This window comes from Campylobacter pinnipediorum subsp. caledonicus (assembly GCF_002022005.1).
Classification (GTDB): domain Bacteria; phylum Campylobacterota; class Campylobacteria; order Campylobacterales; family Campylobacteraceae; genus Campylobacter_A; species Campylobacter_A caledonicus.
Genome location: NZ_CP017258.1, coordinates 1,383,279 through 1,397,538, shown reverse-complemented (window position 1 = coordinate 1,397,538; position 14,260 = coordinate 1,383,279). Strand labels below are relative to the sequence as shown.

15 protein-coding genes and 5 tRNA genes are annotated in these 14,260 nt (G+C 30.2%); 19 read left to right on the top strand and 1 reads right to left on the bottom strand.

Annotation, left to right across the window (positions count from 1 at the left end; genetic code table 11):
- The first annotated feature begins 457 nt into the window (after nucleotides 1-457).
- From CPIN18021_RS07145 to CPIN18021_RS07110, 8 genes are all read left to right on the top strand, one after another.
- On the top strand, nucleotides 458-1,783 hold the full coding sequence (locus CPIN18021_RS07145; protein WP_372236853.1) for a TolC family outer membrane protein: 1,326 nt from the start codon (nucleotides 458-460) through the stop codon (nucleotides 1,781-1,783).
- Nucleotides 1,784-1,792: 9 nt separating this feature from the next.
- The gene (locus tag CPIN18021_RS07140; RefSeq protein WP_078423739.1) at nucleotides 1,793-2,458 is read left to right on the top strand and encodes a transglutaminase-like cysteine peptidase; all 666 of its coding nucleotides are present in this window, start codon (nucleotides 1,793-1,795) and stop codon (nucleotides 2,456-2,458) included.
- Nucleotides 2,455-4,404: a bifunctional diguanylate cyclase/phosphodiesterase gene (locus CPIN18021_RS07135; protein ID WP_078423738.1), complete on the top strand. Its 1,950-nt coding sequence runs from the start codon at nucleotides 2,455-2,457 to the stop codon at nucleotides 4,402-4,404. The genes CPIN18021_RS07140 and CPIN18021_RS07135 overlap by 4 nt, the downstream gene beginning before the upstream one ends.
- Nucleotides 4,405-4,407: 3 nt before the next feature.
- Entirely contained in the window at nucleotides 4,408-6,546 is a 2,139-nt protein-coding gene (locus tag CPIN18021_RS07130) for a type I secretion system permease/ATPase (protein WP_078424720.1), read from the top strand.
- 162 nt (nucleotides 6,547-6,708) lie between these two features.
- On the top strand, nucleotides 6,709-8,001 hold the full coding sequence (locus CPIN18021_RS07125) for an HlyD family type I secretion periplasmic adaptor subunit (RefSeq protein ID WP_372236852.1): 1,293 nt from the start codon (nucleotides 6,709-6,711) through the stop codon (nucleotides 7,999-8,001).
- A gap of 10 nt (nucleotides 8,002-8,011) precedes the next feature.
- Complete coding sequence (locus CPIN18021_RS07120) at nucleotides 8,012-8,521, top strand: DUF5416 family protein (RefSeq protein ID WP_078423735.1); 510 nt, start codon at nucleotides 8,012-8,014, stop codon at nucleotides 8,519-8,521.
- A gap of 1 nt (nucleotide 8,522) precedes the next feature.
- Nucleotides 8,523-9,143, top strand: coding sequence for a helix-turn-helix transcriptional regulator (locus tag CPIN18021_RS07115; protein WP_078424719.1), 621 nt, complete (start codon nucleotides 8,523-8,525; stop codon nucleotides 9,141-9,143).
- A complete protein-coding gene (locus tag CPIN18021_RS07110) occupies nucleotides 9,140-9,763 on the top strand; it encodes a transglutaminase-like cysteine peptidase (RefSeq protein ID WP_078424718.1) in 624 nt (207 codons plus the stop codon). Before CPIN18021_RS07115 ends, CPIN18021_RS07110 begins: the two co-directional genes overlap by 4 nt.
- Here CPIN18021_RS07110 and CPIN18021_RS07105 read toward each other — a convergent pair.
- Complete coding sequence (locus CPIN18021_RS07105) at nucleotides 9,760-9,996, bottom strand: flagellar biosynthesis protein (RefSeq protein ID WP_078423732.1); 237 nt, start codon at nucleotides 9,994-9,996, stop codon at nucleotides 9,760-9,762. The genes CPIN18021_RS07110 and CPIN18021_RS07105 overlap by 4 nt on opposite strands.
- A 148-nt stretch (nucleotides 9,997-10,144) precedes the next feature.
- On the opposite strand from CPIN18021_RS07105, the gene CPIN18021_RS07100 reads away from it, so the two are divergent.
- From CPIN18021_RS07100 to rplA, 11 genes are all read left to right on the top strand, one after another.
- Nucleotides 10,145-10,220 (top strand) — tRNA-Thr (locus CPIN18021_RS07100).
- 58 nt (nucleotides 10,221-10,278) lie between these two features.
- A tRNA-Tyr gene (locus CPIN18021_RS07095) sits at nucleotides 10,279-10,363 on the top strand.
- An 8-nt stretch (nucleotides 10,364-10,371) separates the two neighbouring features.
- A tRNA-Gly gene (locus CPIN18021_RS07090) sits at nucleotides 10,372-10,448 on the top strand.
- 124 nt (nucleotides 10,449-10,572) lie between these two features.
- A tRNA-Thr gene (locus CPIN18021_RS07085) sits at nucleotides 10,573-10,647 on the top strand.
- A 73-nt stretch (nucleotides 10,648-10,720) separates the two neighbouring features.
- Nucleotides 10,721-11,920, top strand: a complete 1,200-nt coding sequence (gene tuf, locus CPIN18021_RS07080; RefSeq protein WP_078423731.1) for an elongation factor Tu — start codon at nucleotides 10,721-10,723, stop codon at nucleotides 11,918-11,920.
- A gap of 57 nt (nucleotides 11,921-11,977) precedes the next feature.
- Nucleotides 11,978-12,136: a 50S ribosomal protein L33 gene (rpmG, locus tag CPIN18021_RS07075; RefSeq protein ID WP_069632247.1), complete on the top strand. Its 159-nt coding sequence runs from the start codon at nucleotides 11,978-11,980 to the stop codon at nucleotides 12,134-12,136.
- Between the two features lie 12 nt (nucleotides 12,137-12,148).
- A tRNA-Trp gene (locus CPIN18021_RS07070) sits at nucleotides 12,149-12,224 on the top strand.
- A gap of 16 nt (nucleotides 12,225-12,240) precedes the next feature.
- Nucleotides 12,241-12,420: a preprotein translocase subunit SecE gene (gene secE, locus CPIN18021_RS07065; RefSeq protein ID WP_069632248.1), complete on the top strand. Its 180-nt coding sequence runs from the start codon at nucleotides 12,241-12,243 to the stop codon at nucleotides 12,418-12,420.
- 11 nt (nucleotides 12,421-12,431) lie between these two features.
- On the top strand, nucleotides 12,432-12,962 hold the full coding sequence (nusG, locus tag CPIN18021_RS07060; protein ID WP_069632249.1) for a transcription termination/antitermination protein NusG: 531 nt from the start codon (nucleotides 12,432-12,434) through the stop codon (nucleotides 12,960-12,962).
- 11 nt (nucleotides 12,963-12,973) lie between these two features.
- Nucleotides 12,974-13,399 carry a 50S ribosomal protein L11 gene (rplK, locus tag CPIN18021_RS07055; protein WP_069632250.1) on the top strand — a complete coding sequence of 142 codons (426 nt, stop codon included), beginning with the start codon at nucleotides 12,974-12,976 and terminating at the stop codon, nucleotides 13,397-13,399.
- Between the two features lie 65 nt (nucleotides 13,400-13,464).
- A complete protein-coding gene (rplA, locus tag CPIN18021_RS07050) occupies nucleotides 13,465-14,166 on the top strand; it encodes a 50S ribosomal protein L1 (RefSeq protein ID WP_078397759.1) in 702 nt (233 codons plus the stop codon).
- Nucleotides 14,167-14,260 lie beyond the last annotated feature (94 nt).

Below are 14,260 nucleotides of genomic sequence, written 5' to 3'. Positions count from 1 at the left end.
TTTTATTAATTCGCAGAAAAGGATGTTAAATAATATGAAAAAAGTTGTCTCTGTTAGTGTTTTTGTGGCTCTTGGTATTTCTTGTTTAAATGCTGAAGATTTAGCCTATAGAATTTTTGTTGGTACTTATGATAAAAATAGAAGTGATGAAGCTATAAGCAGTGTTATCAATGAATTACAAGAAAGAGTAAAAGGTGCTGGTGATTTATATAAATTTGACAGTTATGTGTCTGGCAATAAGCAAAAAGTTTTATTTGTTGATACAAAACCAATTTCTAAAGTCGAAGCCGATAAACTTTTGTCTAAAATAAGACAAGTTTCTGGACATGAAGATTCCTTTATAAAAATAAAAAAAGAAAGTGACTATAAAATTGTTAGTGAAAATATCAAAGATGTTCAAACTAGTCAACACAAGCCATTAATAGATGAATATTTATCTCAACCGGTAGTAAACGATATGCCAATTGATAAAGCAGATGAACAATCTAACTTCATAAATAAAAAAACATTATCCTTAGATAGCGTTGTAAAAACTGTTTTAAATGAAAATCCTAATATTAAAGCTTCGGAGTTTAGTTATTTACAAGTTGGAAAAGATTTGAAAATAGCAAAAAATGCTTATTATCCCACTCTTGATCTTTCGTCCCATGTTGGCTATGAATCAAAACGTCTAGATGATGGTTCTTCTACAAGAAAAGGTGATGGAAGGGTAAGTGGTTCAACATTGACATTAACAGAAAATATCTATAATGGTGGTGCTGATAAAAATAGAATAAATTCTCAAAATGCAAGGCTTGATTCTGCTGCATATAGTATTTCTCAAACTGCGGATAGATTATCTTTGCAGGTTGTTAATGCTTATTTGGAACTTATAAAAACTAAAAAGATACTTGATATCGAAGAGCAAAGCGTAAAAAGTCATGAAGAAATTTACAACCAAATAAGAGAAAGGGCTCAGGCTGGTTTTGGTGTTGCATCAGAAGAGAGACAAGCTGGTTCTAGATATACTTTGGCTCAGTCTAATTTAATCTCAGCTCAAAATAATTATATAGATGCCGTTACAACATTTGAAAAACTATATGGACATAAAGTTGAAGTTGAAAAATTAACATTTCCAGAATTTCAAATAATATTACCTAGTTCAGAAAAAGATGTTTATGATAGAGCTATGCTGTGCAATCCTTCTATATTAGTTCAAAAATCAAATATAGCAATGTCTGAATCTGTTGTAAAAGAAAAAGAAGCGCCTTTTAAACCAAAGCTTGATTTAGAAGTTTCTGGAAAATATGATCATAGTAATGTTTTATATGATAATTATGAAGATGCAACATTTGATGCATTGCTCAGATTTAAATATAATATTTATAATAAAGGCATAGATAAATTAGATAAAGAAAAGAGTCAGCTACTTGTATCACAAGAGCAGCAAGCTTTAGATGCCCTTACTAGAGATTTGCAAGAAAGTTTGAAATTTTCTTGGCAAAATTATGTATTAGAACAAAAGAAAATGGCTTATTTAAACGAGCATGTTGAGTATGCTAAATTAACTCTCGATTCATATCAGGATGAATTTAAAATAGGTCGTAGAGATTTAATTAATTTGCTAGATGCTGAAAATGAGTATAATAGCGCTTTAAAAGAGACTATAGATAACGAAACAGCTTTATTGTATGCTAAATATAGATTATTAGACAATATGGGTCTTATAACTGATAGTTTTGAACCAGGATTTGCTAAAAAATATATACAAGGTGCATGCAGTATTGAGAATGATTTGAGGTAATTTCCTTAAATGATCAAAAATAAAGGTAAAATTTTTTTTAATTTACCTTTTATATTTTTATTTTGTTATATTTTTTTTGTTTTAGCTGATGATTTTATAAAATCATCAGCTATTAAAAATATTGAGATACGTTATGGAGAAAGTGCAAGAAGAAGAGCTGTTGCTTTAAATAGCTTAATGAGTTCAATTGCCAATGCAAGTGAAAGTGAAAAATTAGTCCGAGTTAATAATTTTTTTAATTCATTTAGATGGCAAGATGACTTGAAGGTTTGGAATAAAAAAGATTATTGGGCTACTAGAATGGAGTTTGTAGGTAAAGGCGCTGGCGATTGTGAAGATTATGTTATAGCCAAATATTTTACTTTAAAACAGCTTGGTATTGATACAAATAAACTTTATTTCACTTATGTAAAAGCTATTAAATATAATCAAGCTCACATGGTTTTATCATACTACGAAACACCAAAATCAATACCACTTATTTTAGATAATATTAATGGAAATATTAAAATTGCTACACAAAGAAAAGATTTAATTCCAGTATATAGTTTTAATGGAGATTCTTTATATTTAGCCAAGCAAGAAGGTCTAGGGCAGGTTGTTCCAGGAGGGAATAAAAAACAAAATCCTAAATGGGTTGATTTGGTTGATAGAATAAAGAAAGAGGGTTTATGACACTTTTTAAACAAATTATGGTTGCTATTATTGCTTTTGGGTTTATTATATTTTTAGCAGTAGGTTTTATAAATTTCAATAGTTTAAATAATTATATAGATGACCAGTTGGGTACTAACGCTAGTCATACAGCAACTTCTTTGGGATTGTCTATTAAACCATCAATTGAAGCCGGAGATACTACATTGGTTGAAACTATGATTAATTCTATTTTTGATAGTGGATATTATCAAATGATTAAATTAGTTGATGTTGATGGAAATGTTTTAGTCGAAAATAACCAAAAGCTTTCGCTTGCTGGAATTCCTGATTGGTTTGCTAAAAATATAAAATTTAATTCTCCTGTTGCAAAAAGTGAAATCATGTCAGGTTGGAGTCAGTTTGGTACACTTTATGTTCAAAGTAGTATAGGAATGGCTTATTATGAATTGTATAATAGTATCAAAAGCATATTTATTGCTCTTTCTTTAATTTTTATTACTATGATTTTATTTGTTTATGTTGGATTAAAGTTTATATTTAGACCTCTTACAAGGGCTCAAACCCAAGCAGAAGCTATTCTTGGAAATAAATTTATTATACAAGATGAAATACCTTTTACTACAGATTTAAAACATATGGTCTTAGCTATGAACTCAATGGTTGATAAGGTAAAAAATATATTTGAAAAAGAAGCCCAGACTTTAAATAAATATCAAGAATTGCTCTATATGGATTCTGCAACAGGGCTTTATAATAGAAGATATTTTCAAACAAAGTTTTCTGAATATCTTTCTAGTGAGGAGTATTCTAGAGGTTGCATTGTGTTGATTAGTTGCAACAATTTAATAAATCTTAAAAATAATTTAGGCTTTGAAAGGTTGCAGAGCTTTTTAAAAGAAATTTCACAAAGTTTTAATAAAAATTCACAAGATATAGATAAAACATCTTTTGTTTCTAAAATATCAGATAGTGATTTTATGGTTTTGTTTGCCGGATTATCTTCAAATAAAATTTTAAATTTTATTGATAATAGCATAAAAGATGTCAAGAGTTCTATATCATGTTTTGGGGTGAATGATAATATTTTTGGTGTAAATATGGCTATTGTTGATTATGGTCCAGAGAGTAGTTTAAAGCAAATTTTAACATCAGCAGATTTTACATTGGCAGAATCTAAAGCAAACGGAAGCTTTAATTATAAAATTTTTGAAAACAAAAAACATACATTAGTGCTAGGTAAAGAAGAGTATAGAACTCTTATAATGAACTCAATGAGAGATGATATGTTTAAATTTGCTTCTCAAAATGTTTTAAATTTAGATGGTGATTTAGAACATATGGAGTTATATTTAAGATTGGTTGATAAAAATAATAAATGGCAGATGGCTTCTTATTTTATGCCTATGGTGAACGAGCTTGGTTTGAGCGCGTTACTTGATTTTTACGTAATAGAAAAAGTAAAAAATATGATATCAGAGAATATTTTTAATGAAAATGCTATTGCAATTAACCTGGGCAAAGAAGTAGTAAGCTCTGATGAAAATTTTGATAAATTAACAAATTTGTTTAAAAATATTAGGCTTAGTTCAAAAACTAAAATATATATAGAAATTCCAAATAAGGATGATATATCTATATCTAGAGTATTAAAACTCGCTTCTATTTTAAGAGAATATAGGTTTGGCTTTGGTTTAGATCATTTTGACATAAACCCTAGGAGCATAGAAAAACTAAAAGACTTGAGCCCTGATTATGTTAAAATTAGATCGGTAAATATTATAGATTTCTTTGGTGATAAAGAGGGTGAATATACCAAAAAATCACTAGATACTATAACAAGTTCAAAAGGAATTGATATAATAGCTATAGGTGTAGAAAATGAAGAACAAAAAAATAAATTGATTGAACTTGGTATAAAAAGCATGCAAGGAAATTATATTGATAACACAAAAAATATTGGATAAAAAATGTTAAATACAGTAAAAAAAGATGAATTATTAGAATGTCTTGTCATTTTTACAAAGCTTCATAACAATCCTTATAGTGCAGATGCCCTAACCATAGGTCTTCCTGTTGAAGATGGAGAAGAGGTTGAGCTGTTTTCATTAAGTGGTTCAAAATCACTTTTTTCAAGAGCTGCTATGAGGGCAGGGTTTGCTTCTACTCTTGTAAAAAAACAACTTGAAGACATATCCCCTCTTGTTTTACCTTGTATATTAATGCTAAGAGGTAAAAGAGCTTGCATACTTCAGAGTATAAACTCAGATAAAACTACAGCAAATATTATAGTTCCAGATATAGCAAATGGTGTTAGCACTATAGAATTAGAAAAATTAAAGAATGAATACCTTGGCTATGCTTATTATCTAAAAAAAGAATTTTCTCCAGATGAGTCTAGTTCTTCACATTTGCTTGAAAATACTAAAGAGCATTGGTTTTGGGGAACACTTAAAAAATCAAAAAAAATATATTTTGATGTTATTATAGCTACTTTTATTATAAATTTATTTGTTCTTGCTAGTCCTCTTTTTACAATGAATGTTTATGATAGGGTTGTTCCTAATAATGCTGTTGAAACATTATGGGTTTTGGCTATTGGTGTTTTAGTTGTGTATTTGATAGATTTTTTCTTAAAATTTATAAGGTCTTATTTTCTTGAAATTGCTGGTAAAAAAAGCGATATTATTATGAGCTCTATTCTTTTTGAAAGAGTTATGGATTTAAAATTAACAAATAGACCAAAATCAGTAGGCTCTTTTGCTAGTAATCTTAAAGAATTTGATGTTATAAGAAATTTCTTTTCTTCGGCATCTTTGGCTGCTATTGTTGATTTACCATTTTCTATAATATTTTTGCTTACTATTTATTTTATAGGTAGCTATTTGGTTTTTGCACCTATTGCAACTATGTTTATTATACTTATATACACATTTTCAATTAAAAATCCTTTGCAAAATGCAATAAAAAGCACATTTGAGGCGTCTGCTGCAAAAAATGGTATATTAATAGAAAGTCTAAATGGACTTGAAACGATAAAAACACTTGGTGCAAGTGGTCATGTTCAGTGGAATTGGGAAGAGGCTACTGGTGAAATATCTAGCAGAAGCATAAAATCAAAGATGATAACAACATCTATAACTACAATAACTGCTTTCTTGGTACATCTTAACACAATTGCGATCGTTGTTATGGGTGTTTATATGATTAAAGATACTAACCTTACTATGGGTGGTTTGATAGCAACTGTTATTCTCTCTGGGCGTGCTATTGCTCCAATGGGGCAAGTAGCTGCGCTTGTGGCTAATTTTGAACAAACAAAAACAGCATATAAAGGTATAGATAATATCATGAATATGCCAGTTGAAAGACCAGAAGGTAAAAAATTTGTTAGAAGAAATACTTTTCAAGGTAAAATAGAATTTAAAAATGTTAGCTTTGCATATCCTGAAACAGTAAAAGGTTCTTTGGATAGAGTTAATTTTACAATACAAGTTGGAGAAAAAGTTGCAATAATTGGAAGAAATGGCTCTGGAAAAACAACTATACAAAAGCTTATGCTTGGCTTATATGCACCGACAGATGGTTCTGTGCTTATAGATGGAATCGATATAAATCAAATCGATCCAGCTGACTTAAGAAGAAATATAGCATATGTTCCACAAGATGTTTTGTTATTTAAAGGAACGGTTAGGGAAAATATAGTTCAAAAAGCACCTTATGCTGATGATATGCAAATTATTAGAGCTGCAAAAATAAGTGGCGTTGATGAATATGTTAACATGCATCCTTTGGGTTTTGATATGCCAGTTCTTGAGCGTGGAGATGGTATAAGTGGAGGCCAAAGACAAAGTATAGCGCTAGCAAGAGCATTTTTGCTTGATAGTCCTATAATTTTGCTCGATGAGCCTACAAATTCCTTAGATAGCACCGTTGAAAACAAACTAAAACAAAATTTAAAAATAAACTTAGCAAATAAAACGATGGTTTTAGTTACTCACAGAATGTCTTTACTTGATTTGGTAGATAGAATTATAGTTCTTGATAATGGCAAAGTATTACTTGATGGTAATAGAGATGAGATTTTAAAAAAATTAAGCGGGAAATAAATAATGAATACAGATAATAATCAAATGATTAATTCTACTAAAGATAATTTGAATAAAAATATAGAAATTCAAAATGATGTTGGAAATGAAATTTATAATACCGCAAAAAGAATCAATTGTAATGTTAAAAATAAAAATTATGATGCACATGATATAAGATTCATGTCAAGTCTTTCAGAGGCTGTTTTGGCTAAAGCACCTTCAAATTCAAGAAATTTGCTTTATATTATATTTTTTACTATTTTTTGGTTAGTTTTTTGGTCATCTCAAGCGGAAATAGATGAGATAACAAGAGGCACAGGAAAAATCATTCCTTCAGGCAAAAATCAATCAATACAAAATCTAGAAGGTGGTATTGTTCAAGAAATTTTAGTAAAAGAGGGCGATGAAGTAAAAAAAGATCAGGTTATTTTAAAGATTAATAACAAAAATTTTTCAAGTAGTTATGGTGAATCACAAATAAGGTTTAAAGAGCTGCAGGCTAAATTTCTAAGGCTTGATGCCGAAGCTAATGACAAAGAATTTAAATTCGATTCAGTTAGAGATGTTAATAATAGCAAGGCTATATTTTATGAAGTAAGTTTATATAATTCTAATAAGGCACAACTTAATGAACAACTAATGATACTTACAGAACAACTAATTCAGCGTCAAAGTGAATTAAGAGAGTTAAGAAATAAGATAGAACAAACAGAGAGAAGTTATTCTTTGTCTGTTAAAGAAAAAGACATAATGGAGCCTTTGTTTAAAAAAGGTCTTGTTAGTGAGGTTGAGTATTTACAGTTTAGAAGAAGACTTAATGATTTAAAAGGGGAGCTTGATTTAGCAAAACTATCTATATCTAGGGTCCAATCAACAATCAATGAAGTTGAGAACAAAATAGAAGAGTCAAAACTAGCTTTTAAAAACAATGCGAAGAAAGAATTAAATGAAGTTTCGGCAGAAATGGCACGCTTGAATGAATCTCAAATAAATTTAAGCGATAGGGTTGATCGAACATTTGTTAGGTCTCCTGTTAACGGTATTGTTAGTAAGCTTATGATTCATACTGTTTCTGGAGTTATAAAACCTGGAGAAAACATAGCTGAGATAGTTCCTGTTGAAGATAAGCTTGTTGCTGAGATTAAGGTTAAACCGGCTGATGTTGCATTTTTGAGACAAGGGCTTGATACAGTTGTTAAGTTTACAGCTTATGATTTTAGTATTTATGGTGGATTAAAAGGTAAAGTTACCCAAATAAGTGCCGATACCGAGACAAATGAGAAAACCGGAGATAGTTACTATCTTGTAAGGGTCGAGACTGATAAAAATTATTTGGGTAATGAGAAAAAACAACTTAAAATTAAAGTAGGTATGATTGTGAGTGCCGATATTATTACTGGCAAGAAAACGATCTTAGATTATTTGTTAAAACCTATTTTAAAAGCAAAAAACAATGCTTTAACAGAGAGATAGATGGTGTATTATGAATAATATTGCTTATTATGATAAAAATTTTAATGATTATAGCTTGATTGCTAATAATGATTATAATTTATTAATATTAAAGAGCAATAATGTTTGTGATATAATAAATTCTGATATAGAAAAATTAGTTTTTAAAGATTGTGAAAAAGAAATTTCTGAATTTTTAGATAGATACGTTGAAATTTTTTTGTTTAGAGATGAAGTTAAACTTGATGATTTTAAAGATAGAGTTTATTTGCTTAAGTTGATTTTAAAAGGTTATGATGAAAATCACGATAAACTTGAATTTGATATGAAAAGTTTAAATCTAAAATCACCTTATAGGTATTCTATAACAGATAAAAGCATAGATATCAACGTTAATGTTGACAATGATTTTTTTAGTGTAAAAGAATTTCTTTATACTATAAAATATAAATTTTTAAATCCTTGTGATAAAAGTGTGTTTTTATATATTAATGGGGATTTGGTTTATGACAATCAAATAAAAAATATAGGGAGATTATAGTATGAAAGTTGTTTTATTTACAAAAAGCAATTCGCTTTATAATTTATGGATGAGTTATAATATTTCGCAAGATACTGTGATTTTGACTAATATTAATGAATTTGCAAAGCAAATAAAACTTAATAAAGATGCTATATTTTGTATTGATTTGGATTCATTGGATAATTCTAATGATTTTATTAAAAATATAATTGAAAACAATCAAGATATAAAAATTATTGCTCTTTCAAATGAGCCAAAATTCAATAAAGGCAAGACTCTTTTATCTTATGGTATTAAGGGATATGCAAACTCACATATGAAAGAAGTACATTTTGTAGATGCTGTGGAAACCATAAGTGATAAAAAAGTTTGGTTGTATCCTGAATTTATACAACAAATGATAGGTGAAATCGTTGATAATATAAATGATGTTCACATAGTAAATACTCATTTATTAAAAGAACTTACAGATAGAGAAATTCAAATAGCCGAGTTTGTTCAACAGGGGCTAAGCAATAAAGAAATATCGGAAAAGACAGATATAACATTAAGAACTGTAAAAGCTCATGTTACATCTATTTATAATAAAATGGGTGTAAAAGATCGTATTGGCCTTGTCTTGTTAATGAAAAAAAAATGATTAAGTTCCTATTTTTATTTTTTACTTTTATCTATGCTAACTCTTATGAATTAAGTGATAAAATTTTGTCACTTTGTGGTTCTAATACTCTTTGCAAAAATATTTTAAATCATTATGCTCAGTTTATGAATAAAACAAAAAATGAAACTTTTGATAGAAAATTAGAGCTTGTAAATTCTTATATAAATACAATAATGCCACGTTATGATGATTTTTATAATAAAAACATTGATACTTGGAGTACAAGGAGTGAGTTTTTAAGAATTGGTGGTGGCGATTGTGAAGAGTATGCTATAAGTAAACAAGATAGTCTTAAAGATCTTGGTGTTAAAAATAGTAGTTGTCTTCTGGTTGTTGAGGAAAAAATGATAGGTGGTTATCATATGGTTTTGGCTTTGTGGAAAAAAGATGGAGAAGAGCCAGTTATTCTTGATAATCTTAGCTTTAGAATTTTACCAATTTCTAAAAGATACGATCTAAAACCAATGTATTGTTTGATGAATGGAAAATATTTTAAATTTAAAAATCATGGCAAACAACTAGAGCCAATCAATATTAGAATAAAAAGCTACGAGCAACTATTACAAAAACAAACCAAAGAAAAATTCTGGAAGAATTAATCCTCTATATCTATATCTATTTTAGTAATATTTTGTTTATTTGTTTCTATACTATGTTTATTTTTTTCTATTAGTAGTCTATTTTTTTCTATTAAATCTTTATTTTCTGCTATGTTGTTTTTATTTTGGTCTATTAATTTTTCAAGCATTTTTATTTTTCTTTCATATTTTGTACTTAGGTAATATACTATATAAGCAAGTATTATTATTATAATCCATGGTAAAAATTTCATTATTTCCTCACATGTTTTTATTAAATTTGTTGTATTATAGGGTTCTAAGATTTAAAATACGGTTAAAAAATATATTATTTTAAATAAAAAAATAAAATAACTCTTGACATTTATTTTTTTTTGAGCTATAATTCACTTTTCAAAACAAGCTGGTGTAGCTCAGATGGTAGAGCTACTGCCTTGTAAGCAGTAGGTCGGCGGTTCGATTCCGTTCACCAGCTCCATTTATTTTTAATAGAAAATAACAGTGTTTGACCAGAATACAAAGCATAATTTTAATAGGGTGAGATACTCAAGCGGCCAACGAGGGCAGACTGTAAATCTGCTGACTATGTCTTCCGTGGTTCGAATCCACGTCTCACCACCATGCTATTTGCGGGAGTAGCTCAGTTGGCTAGAGCATCAGCCTTCCAAGCTGAGGGTCGCGGGTTCGAGTCCCGTTTCCCGCTCCAAAGATAAACTTGGATATTAACTGGGAGCTGTAAGGTATTTTTTATCTGCAATTCAGTTTTATCCTATATAAGTTTTTTGGTTTAATTTGTATTTTTTTATGTCGTCTCTGCCAAGAGTTTTAACGCTCATATGGCTCAGAGGTAGAGCACTTCCTTGGTAAGGAAGAGGTCGCGGGTTCAAGTCCCGCTATGAGCTCCACGGTTTATACGATATGGTTTAAAATATACAAATTATTAGTTTTAAAAGTCACATAATTATAATGGAGGACAAGATGGCTAAAGAAAAATTTTCACGTAACAAGCCACATGTAAATATTGGTACTATAGGTCACGTTGACCATGGTAAAACTACTTTGACAGCTGCTATTTCTGCTGTTCTTTCAAGAAAAGGTCTTGCTGAGCTTAAGGATTATGATAATATAGATAACGCTCCAGAAGAAAAAGAGCGTGGTATAACTATCGCTACTTCTCACATTGAGTATGAAACAGAAAATCGTCACTATGCTCACGTTGACTGTCCAGGTCACGCTGACTACGTTAAAAATATGATTACTGGTGCTGCTCAAATGGATGGCGCTATTTTGGTTGTTTCTGCAGCTGATGGCCCTATGCCACAAACTAGAGAGCACATTCTTCTTTCACGCCAAGTTGGTGTTCCATATATAGTTGTATTTATGAATAAAGCTGATATGGTTGATGATGCTGAACTTCTTGAATTAGTTGAAATGGAAATCCGTGAACTTCTAAATGAATATAGTTTCCCTGGTGATGATACTCCAATAGTTTCAGGTTCTGCTTTAAAAGCTTTAGAAGAAGCAAAAAATGGCACCGAGGGAGAATGGTCAGCTAAAGTTATGGAATTAATGGCTGCAGTTGATAGTTATATTCCAAATCCAGTTCGTGATACAGATAAAGATCTACTTATGCCTATAGAGGACGTATTCTCTATTTCTGGTCGTGGTACAGTTGTTACAGGTAGAATAGAAAAAGGTGTTGTTAAAGTTGGTGACACTATTGAAATCGTTGGTATTAGAGACACTCAAACAACAACTGTTACAGGTGTTGAGATGTTTAGAAAAGAGATGGATCAAGGTGAAGCTGGCGATAACGTTGGTGTATTATTAAGAGGAACAAAAAAAGAAGATGTTGAGCGTGGTATGGTTTTATGTAAGCCAAAATCTATAACTCCTCATACAAAATTCGAAGGCGAAGTTTATATCCTAACTAAAGAAGAAGGCGGAAGACACACTCCATTCTTTAACAACTATAGACCTCAATTTTATGTAAGAACAACAGACGTTACAGGTTCTATTACACTTCCTGAAGGAACTGAAATGGTTATGCCTGGCGATAACTTAAAAATTAGTGTTGAACTTATAGCTCCGATCGCACTTGAAGAGGGAACACGTTTTGCTATTCGTGAGGGTGGTAGAACTGTTGGTTCTGGTGTTGTTTCAAAAATACTAGCATAATAATATTATATATGAGTGGAATATTTTATTTCACTCATAATTTTTTAAGGATTTTTTATGAGAATTAAAGTAGGTTTAAAATGTGTTGAAAGTGGAGATATAAACTACAGCACAACTAAAAATAGTAAGACTATGACAGAGAAGTTAGAATTAAAAAAATATTGTCCGAGACTTAAAAAGCATACTGTTCATAAAGAAGTTAAGCTAAAGAGTTAATATAATTCTGTTAGGGCAATAGCTCCAACGGTAGAGCGCTGGATTCCAAATCCAATGGTTGGGGGTTCGAATCCCTCTTGCCCTGCCATAAGTTAAGGTATAATATGGAAAAAATAATAAATTATATAAAGCTTTCTAAAGCTGAGATTTTGAAGGTTATATTCCCAACAAAAGAGCAAATTAGAAATGCTTTTATTACTGTTTTTATTGTTGTAACTGTGGTATCACTTTTTTTAGCAATAATCGATGCCTTAATGGCTTTTTCTCTTTCTAGTTTGATATAGGAGTGTTTGTAATGGCTCATAAATGGTATGCTATTCAGACATATGCTGGAAGTGAAATGGCTGTAAAAAGAGGTATAGAAAATTTAGTTAAAGAGCATGGTATAGAAGATCAGCTTAAGGAAGTTATAGTTCCTACTGAGGATGTTATAGAAATTAAAAATGGAAAGCAAAAGATAAACGAGAGAACTCTTTATCCTGGATATGCTTTTGCTCATTTAGATTTAAATACATCTTTGTGGCATAAGATTCAGTCTTTACCTAAGGTTGGAAGATTCATAGGTGAATCAAAAAAACCAACACCTTTAACAGAAAAAGATATAAATACGATTTTAGAAAAAGTTGAAAAAAGAGCAGCTCCTAAACCAAAAATTTATTTTGAAGAAGGGGAAAATGTTCGTATAACTGAAGGCCCTTTTGCAAATTTTATAGGTGTTGTTGAAGAGTATGATATGATACATGGGAAACTTCGTTTAAATGTTTCTATATTTGGAAGAAGCACACCGGTTGATATTTTATATTCACAAGTTGAGAAGATAATTTAAGGAGAAGGTTTATGGCTAAAAAAGTTATAGGCGAAATAAAATTACAGATTGCTGCTACTAAAGCAAATCCTAGCCCACCTGTAGGTCCAGCTCTTGGACAAAGAGGTGTTAATATAATGGAGTTTTGTAAAGCTTTTAATGAGAAGACTAAAGATATGGTTGGTTTTAATATACCAGTTGTTATTACAGTTTATGCTGATAAAAGTTTTACATTTATTACAAAGCAACCACCAGCAACGGATCTTATTAAAAAAGCTGCTGGTATTACAAAAGGAACAGATAATCCTTTAAAAAATAAAGTTGCAAAGATAACTAAAGCTCAAGTTCTTGATATCGTTGAGAAGAAAATAGCTGACTTAAATACAAAAGATAGAGAGCAAGCTGCTAAAATTATAGCTGGTTCAGCTCGTTCTATGGGTGTTGAAGTTATAGATTGATAAAAGCCTAAACCGCCGGGTTGATTTTCAGTAGGCGGAAGCACTTTAAAATGCGGAGATATTTTATGGGAAAAACTACTAAAAGATTTGAAGAATTATTAAAAAAAGTTGACAATACTAAAACATATAGTTTAGTTGAAGGTGTTGAAACTGTTAAAAATTTAGCTTCTGCTAAATTTGATGAAACAGTAGAGATTGCATTAAAATTAAATGTTGATCCAAGACATGCTGATCAAATGGTTAGAGGTTCTGTTATTTTACCAGCCGGAACAGGAAAAACTGTTCGTGTTGCTGTTATAGCTAAAGATGCTAAAGCAGATGAGGCTAAAAATGCAGGTGCAGATATAGTAGGTTCTGATGATTTGATAGAAGATATTCAAAAAGGTGTTATTAATTTTGATGTTCTTATTGCTACACCAAATCTAATGGGTCTTGTTGGAAAAGTTGGTAGATTATTAGGACCAAAAGGTTTAATGCCTAATCCTAAAACAGGCACAGTTACTATGGATGTTGCACAAGCTATTAATAATGCAAAAGGCGGACAGGTAAATTTCCGTGTTGATAAGCAGGGAAATATACATGCTGGTATAGGCAAAGTTAGCTTTACTAAAGAGCAAATACTTGATAATGCAACAGCATTTATTAAAGCTATTAATAAACATAAGCCATCTGCTGCTAAAGGTAGATATGTTAAAAATGCTAAATTGTCATTGACAATGAGTCCATCTGTTACTCTTGATACTCAAGAAGTTATAGATTTAAAATAAAATAATTCAATTTTTTATCTTAGATTAGAGAAAGTAGAGGCTTAAAAGCTTAATTGTTCGACCCTCTCTACTGAAATCGCTGGTCGGAAAGGAG

Excerpts from the sequence above, each read along its gene's own strand:
- CPIN18021_RS07145 (WP_372236853.1), top strand. The coding sequence starts at position 458 with ATGCCAATTGATAAAGCAGATGAACAATCTAACTTCATAAATAAAAAA.
- CPIN18021_RS07130 (WP_078424720.1), top strand. The coding sequence starts at position 4,408 with ATGTTAAATACAGTAAAAAAAGATGAATTATTAGAATGTCTTGTCATT.
- CPIN18021_RS07135 (WP_078423738.1), top strand. The coding sequence starts at position 2,455 with ATGACACTTTTTAAACAAATTATGGTTGCTATTATTGCTTTTGGGTTT.
- CPIN18021_RS07110 (WP_078424718.1), top strand. The coding sequence starts at position 9,140 with ATGATTAAGTTCCTATTTTTATTTTTTACTTTTATCTATGCTAACTCT.
- rplK (WP_069632250.1), top strand. The coding sequence starts at position 12,974 with ATGGCTAAAAAAGTTATAGGCGAAATAAAATTACAGATTGCTGCTACT.
- tuf (WP_078423731.1), top strand. The coding sequence starts at position 10,721 with ATGGCTAAAGAAAAATTTTCACGTAACAAGCCACATGTAAATATTGGT.
- CPIN18021_RS07115 (WP_078424719.1), top strand. The coding sequence starts at position 8,523 with ATGAAAGTTGTTTTATTTACAAAAAGCAATTCGCTTTATAATTTATGG.
- rpmG (WP_069632247.1), top strand. The coding sequence starts at position 11,978 with ATGAGAATTAAAGTAGGTTTAAAATGTGTTGAAAGTGGAGATATAAAC.
- CPIN18021_RS07125 (WP_372236852.1), top strand. The coding sequence starts at position 6,709 with ATGTCAAGTCTTTCAGAGGCTGTTTTGGCTAAAGCACCTTCAAATTCA.
- rplA (WP_078397759.1), top strand. The coding sequence starts at position 13,465 with ATGGGAAAAACTACTAAAAGATTTGAAGAATTATTAAAAAAAGTTGAC.
- CPIN18021_RS07140 (WP_078423739.1), top strand. The coding sequence starts at position 1,793 with ATGATCAAAAATAAAGGTAAAATTTTTTTTAATTTACCTTTTATATTT.
- secE (WP_069632248.1), top strand. The coding sequence starts at position 12,241 with ATGGAAAAAATAATAAATTATATAAAGCTTTCTAAAGCTGAGATTTTG.
- CPIN18021_RS07105 (WP_078423732.1), bottom strand. The coding sequence starts at position 9,996 with ATGAAATTTTTACCATGGATTATAATAATAATACTTGCTTATATAGTA.
- CPIN18021_RS07120 (WP_078423735.1), top strand. The coding sequence starts at position 8,012 with ATGAATAATATTGCTTATTATGATAAAAATTTTAATGATTATAGCTTG.
- nusG (WP_069632249.1), top strand. The coding sequence starts at position 12,432 with ATGGCTCATAAATGGTATGCTATTCAGACATATGCTGGAAGTGAAATG.